Annotated in this window: 9 protein-coding genes and 1 pseudogene; all 10 read right to left on the reverse strand. The window is 47.8% G+C overall.

Annotated features, from left to right (window positions below; genetic code table 11):
* Positions 1 to 51: 51 nt before the first annotated feature.
* On the reverse strand, positions 52 to 417 hold the full coding sequence (locus VU18_RS08695; protein WP_047757994.1) for a rhodanese-like domain-containing protein: 366 nt from the start codon (positions 415 to 417) through the stop codon (positions 52 to 54).
* Positions 418 to 431: 14 nt separating this feature from the next.
* The gene (locus tag VU18_RS08700) at positions 432 to 914 is read right to left on the reverse strand and encodes a DsrE/DsrF/DrsH-like family protein (protein ID WP_013524024.1); all 483 of its coding nucleotides are present in this window, start codon (positions 912 to 914) and stop codon (positions 432 to 434) included.
* Positions 915 to 964: 50 nt separating this feature from the next.
* Positions 965 to 1,192 carry a sulfurtransferase TusA family protein gene (locus tag VU18_RS08705; protein ID WP_011231556.1) on the reverse strand — a complete coding sequence of 76 codons (228 nt, stop codon included), beginning with the start codon at positions 1,190 to 1,192 and terminating at the stop codon, positions 965 to 967.
* Between the two features lie 102 nt (positions 1,193 to 1,294).
* On the reverse strand, positions 1,295 to 1,555 hold the full coding sequence (locus tag VU18_RS08710) for a metal-sensitive transcriptional regulator (RefSeq protein ID WP_044743707.1): 261 nt from the start codon (positions 1,553 to 1,555) through the stop codon (positions 1,295 to 1,297).
* Positions 1,522 to 1,914, reverse strand: coding sequence for a hypothetical protein (locus VU18_RS08715; RefSeq protein ID WP_047757995.1), 393 nt, complete (start codon positions 1,912 to 1,914; stop codon positions 1,522 to 1,524). Before VU18_RS08715 ends, VU18_RS08710 begins: the two co-directional genes overlap by 34 nt.
* 89 nt (positions 1,915 to 2,003) lie before the next feature.
* On the reverse strand, positions 2,004 to 2,573 hold the full coding sequence (locus VU18_RS08720; RefSeq protein WP_047757996.1) for a class I SAM-dependent methyltransferase: 570 nt from the start codon (positions 2,571 to 2,573) through the stop codon (positions 2,004 to 2,006).
* 174 nt (positions 2,574 to 2,747) lie between these two features.
* Positions 2,748 to 3,875 (reverse strand): MBL fold metallo-hydrolase, encoded by a 1,128-nt coding sequence (locus VU18_RS08725; protein ID WP_047757997.1) that lies wholly within the window; start codon positions 3,873 to 3,875, stop codon positions 2,748 to 2,750.
* Between the two features lie 46 nt (positions 3,876 to 3,921).
* Positions 3,922 to 4,167: a glutaredoxin family protein gene (locus tag VU18_RS08730; protein WP_011231561.1), complete on the reverse strand. Its 246-nt coding sequence runs from the start codon at positions 4,165 to 4,167 to the stop codon at positions 3,922 to 3,924.
* A 25-nt stretch (positions 4,168 to 4,192) separates the two neighbouring features.
* On the reverse strand, positions 4,193 to 4,582 hold the full coding sequence (locus VU18_RS08735) for a DsrE/DsrF/DrsH-like family protein (RefSeq protein ID WP_011231562.1): 390 nt from the start codon (positions 4,580 to 4,582) through the stop codon (positions 4,193 to 4,195).
* Between the two features lie 391 nt (positions 4,583 to 4,973).
* A pseudogene (locus VU18_RS19900) lies at positions 4,974 to 5,216 on the reverse strand (sporulation protein); the annotation flags it as partial.

Here is a 5,216-nt window from a genome sequence, read left to right on the forward strand (position 1 = left end):
AAGACGTTCCTCCACTTCTTTAGGCGTGATCGTTTTCATCCTCATCCTCCTCTACTGCCAGGCGTTTAGGCCGCCTTTGACGTTCGTCACGTGCTGAAATCCCATTTTCTTTAATAATTTGCTCGCTTTTTGGCTTCTCATTCCGCTTTGGCAAATGACCACCACTTCTTTTTCTTTGGATAGTTCGTGAACGCGTGCTGTCAATTCGTGCAGCGGGATGTTGCGAAAGCCCGGCAAGTGGAAAGAGCGAAACTCCATCGGAGTGCGCACGTCAATATATTGCACGTCAGGTTCTTTTAACCGGCGTTTCAATTCCGCCGTCGTGATCATCCTCACTCCTTTCGGCGGAATGAAACGACTGGCGAGAAACCAAGCAAGCAAAACGAACAACACGATGTTGATGATGGTTTGCGACATACCATTCCCTCATTTTAAATAAATAAGTTCACATTTCCTTCCGAAGCATCGGCCAAATAGGCAGCCACCCCCGCAAACTCAATGCCGTCGATCAATTCTTCCGGCTTCAGTCCAAGCAAATCGACCGTCATTTGACAGGCGACAAGCTTCACGCCTTGCTCTTTCGCCATCTCGATCAACTGCGGAAGCGGCATGGCGTTATGCTTTTTGATCACCTTTTTGATCAGCTTCGGGCCGATGCCGGCAAAGTTCATGCGCGACAGCCCCATGCGGTCCGCGCCGCGCGGCATCATCTTCGCGAACATCTTTTCAAGAAACCCTTTTTGCACCGGAACGGGCGCCTCTTTCCGCAAGGCATTCAGCCCCCAAAACGTGTGGAAAATCGTCACGTCATGGTCGTAGGCAGCGGCGCCGTTGGCGATGATGTAAGCCGCCATCGCCTTATCATAGTCGCCGCTGAACAAAATGATCGTCGTCTTTTTCTTCGGCTGTGTCATCTTGCTACCTCCTCTCCTTATACCTGTATGGGTATACAAAAAGGTGAAAATTATCCTTTTTGAATCCAGAACATCAACACACCATTGTCTTCTTTCATATCAAGCACCGTATGGCCGCTCGCTTTCGCCCATGCCGGCAAATCGTTTTTCGCCCCTTTATCGGTTGTGTGCACCTCGAGCACTTGACCTGATTGCAATTCGTCCATCGCTTTTTTCGCTCTCACCACCGGCATCGGGCAAGCCAATCCTTTGGCATCTAATACTTTTGCGACGTTCATGATGATGACCTCCTTCACACCAGAAATTTTATTACTATTACCCCTATGGGTATATTACCATGAGAAAAAGAACGTTGTCAACACCTTTTTGTGAGCAACGCATTAACGGCTTTTAACCAACAGTTCGATGGCTTCTTTGACAAGATGGTCTGTGCTTTCTCCTTTTTCCATGTTTTCCCGCAGGCAATGTTCCAAATTGGTACTGACGATCACCGCAATGGCGCGGTCAATGGCATTGCGCGCCGCCGACAGCTGGGAAACGACGCTCTTGCAGTCTTTGCCTTGTTCCATCATGCCGAGGACACCTTTAATTTGTCCTTCAATCCGTTTTAAGCGGTTTTTGACTTCTTTGTTATATTCCACCGGCTCGTTCTCCCCCTTTCTTGACAATCACAAGCCGCGATTGAGTAGCTTTTCACCTCATAACCGTAGCGGCGCAACAGGCGGATGCCGACGTTTTTTTCGATGTCATCCTGAACGATGATATGAAGCGGCTTTGGCGGAATATCCCGCGCATGCCGTTTCAAATACGCCACCGGAATATGCAACGCTTGGCCAAATATGGAGCCGTTGCTTTCATTATAATCGCGCAAGTCAAGAAGAAGCAAGCCGTCCGGCACCTCTTCTACCGGAAGGCATGGGATATGTTTTACAGGATAGTAGCGTCGATACAACGCTGCGCCCAAAAGAATGAGAAAGAATAACAAACTGCTAACGATCAACGGTTCACCCCCTCTATTCACCCTATGCATGATCATTATATACCCTATACGGTATAATGACAATAAGAAATATTTTCCTCAACAATTGGTTATTCCCAGCGAATCAAAAGACCATAGACAGCCGGGTGAAAACAGACAAGTTCCACGTTGCCCGCCTTTTGTTTCACATAGGAAAACAGTTCATCCGACGGAATCCGCTCATGGAGCGGCGGCCCCATTTCGCTTTCTATCGCTTCCCATTCAATCAAAAGAAACGTCCCGTCCGGCTTCATCACACGGCGAATTTCATCAATGGCAGCATCTTTTTGTTCCACTTCATGAAAGACAAACGCCATGATACCTTTATCGATGGAGCGGGAAGGTAGCGACGTCGAAACGACATCCGCGACTTGGTATTGTATGTTCGTCATCCCTAGCTGTTGCGCCCGCTGCTTTAGCAATTCGATCATCTCAGGCTGCACGTCAACCGCATATACGTTTCCGTTTGTTGCTTGCGCCAACGGAATCGTGAAATAACCGTTCCCTGCCCCTAGATCCATAATCGTATCGTCCGGTTTCACTGACAACACCGAAACCGCCTTCTCCGGGTCGATCCATTCTTTGCGCTTCGGATCCAACAACCGTTCCGCATGTTCATGATGAAAACGATGCCCTGTCATTCGTTCCCCTCCGATTCCTGACTTTTCATTTTAATCGTATTCTCCATTTTCTCCTTCATCAACACAGGATCATAGCATTAAACAACTGCTGCGCGGTTTGGTTTCCAGAACTACGAAATCTCAATTGTTCAACCCGATGAAAAAAGCCGGCATTCGAAAACGCCGGCTCCTTTTTTATCGAACGGCGCAACGGTTTGGACCGATTTCCATTTCCCGTTGTTCGTCTTCTGTCGGATGCAGTTTCCCCATATTGGTCTGCCGAATTTCCTGATAAGCGTTCGGTTGCGGCGGCAAGTTTTCTGTCACGGTACGACGAAACTCTTCATCACTAGAAATATTCAGTCCGTGATTTTTCTTATACAAAATCCCCAACCGTTCCGCCACACTGCCGTCCTCGTTCATTTCCTTCGGCCCCATATAATGGGCTGGCAACACAATTAAATCATCCGCCAATTGTTTATAACGACGATAAAGGGTTTCCCGCAGATCGCTCACCCAGTCTTGCGCTTTCCCCGCCAAATCTGGGCGTCCGATCGAATCAACAAACAAAATATCGCCGGTTAATAAATATTGATCATCTACAATAAACGATGTACTGCCGATCGTATGTCCCGGTGAATACAACGCTTCAATCACGACATGGCCAACGTGGATGCGGTCGCCATCTTGAATCGGTGTGTAGGTAAACGTCACCTCTTCTGCGTCTTTCGGCGGCAAGTAATACGTCGCACCCAGTTCTTCCGCCAACTTACGCCCGCCAGAAATATGGTCGGCATGCAAGTGCGTATCGAGCACATGCTTGATTGTAATGCCGTGTTCGTTCGCAAAACGGACGTAAGCGTCAGTCATGCGGTTCGTATCGATCAACGCCCCCTCACCGTTCGATTCGACAAGATACGAGAGACACCCTTTGCCAAGGCGGACGAATTGGTAAATCGTCCCTCCGCTTTTCAGCTCACCGATTTTTACGGGTTCCAAATGCTCGCTCCATGCCTTCATCCCGCCTTCGATCGAATAGGCGTTCACATAGCCTGCCGCCTCCAGCTGCTCAGCCACAAACTCTGACGAACCGCCCTTCGCGCAAACGGCATAAATCGTTTTGCTTTTCTCTTTCGGCAAACGGTCCAAATATGGTTCAATGCCATCCAACACTTCAAAATACGGAATGTTGACGACTTCGACTCCTTTTCCTTCAATACGCCAATCAGCAAAATCTTCGGGATTGCGGGCGTCTACGATAAACAACTCCTCGCCGCGCATAATTTTATTGGCGATCTCTTTGACCGAAATCGTTTTTGCCAACGATATCCCCTCCTGATCTTATGGTTTTGTCAATGGTCCATTATTCTCAACGATGATTCGTCTGATTCCACAATGCCATAATGGCATCTGGATCATACCCGAGCACCCAACGGCCACCGATTTCGATTTGGGGCACGCCCATTTGCCCCGTCGTTTCCACCAGTCTGCGCGCTGCTTCCGGGTCGAATTCGACATTCACTTCTTTAAACGGAATCCCTTGAGCGCGCAAAAAGTTTTTCGCCATGACGCAGTACGGGCACGTCGTTGTAGTATAAACAGTAACTTGTGCCATGATTCTCTTTCCTCCTCTCCTTCGATTAGAAGGCCAATGTAATATCGGCGTCTTTCGCAAACTGCAGGAACGTCGCCGCCCCCGCTACTTCAATGCCATCGACGAATTGGTCTTTGTCAAGCCCCATGACATCCATCGTCATTTGGCAAGCGATCAGCTTCACACCCATCTCTTGCGCCATTTGAAGCAATTCGGCAATCGATGGAACGTTCGCTTTTTGGAACCCTTGTTGAAAATGTTCCTTCCCTTCCGGAATCGGCAATTGTTTGTGCGCTTCTTTATGGATGAGATTCAACCCCTCAAACGTGAAAAACACCCCGACCTCCGCGTCTGCCGCCGCAGCCGCTGTCGCAATGTTAAACACTTTGTACGCATCAAACAACCCGCCGTTTGCTGCAATAATCGCCACTTTCATCGAAAACAACCTCCTTGAATATTTTCGTCATTATGTTTGAGTACTTAACTCAATTCTATACATACATGCTGCCTAGACCCATACATATACATGTATGTGTATTACACTAACCATGTTATCGAATGCTTTTTTGTTTGTCAACAAAAAAGCAGCGTTATTTTCGCTGCTTTTTCGGCGCATCCCCATATTCCCCTGTATCCAATTCCACAGTCACTCACGTTGATGCTCCAAAGAACCATCCACCATAACCCCTATTGAGACACGAACTAAGACGATGGCTATAAACACTTTCTTTACGAACGGCAAAGAAAACAGCCACCCGTGTTCTTTACTTCTTACTATTACTTCGTTCCATTTTCATATCCCCATCAACACTACTTCGCACGATTCATTACACTTTGATTACGGTAAAAAACTTTCTCAGAAGCCACGGCCCTGGCGCAAATCTTAACTTCAACTCCCATGCCCCAACGCCTGCAATCCGATATTGACGAGCCAATTTCATTTTCTGCCCCATGCTTCTGACATCTTCAAACCATACCTCATGGATATTTCCTAGCTCATCCTTATACCGGAAAAACGGCGATTCATATTCCAATGAATACTGAATGGGCGATTGATACCGCATAGCAGT

It is taken from the genome of Geobacillus sp. ZGt-1, assembly GCF_001026865.1.
Taxonomy (GTDB): Bacteria; Bacillota; Bacilli; order Bacillales; family Anoxybacillaceae; genus Geobacillus; species Geobacillus thermoleovorans.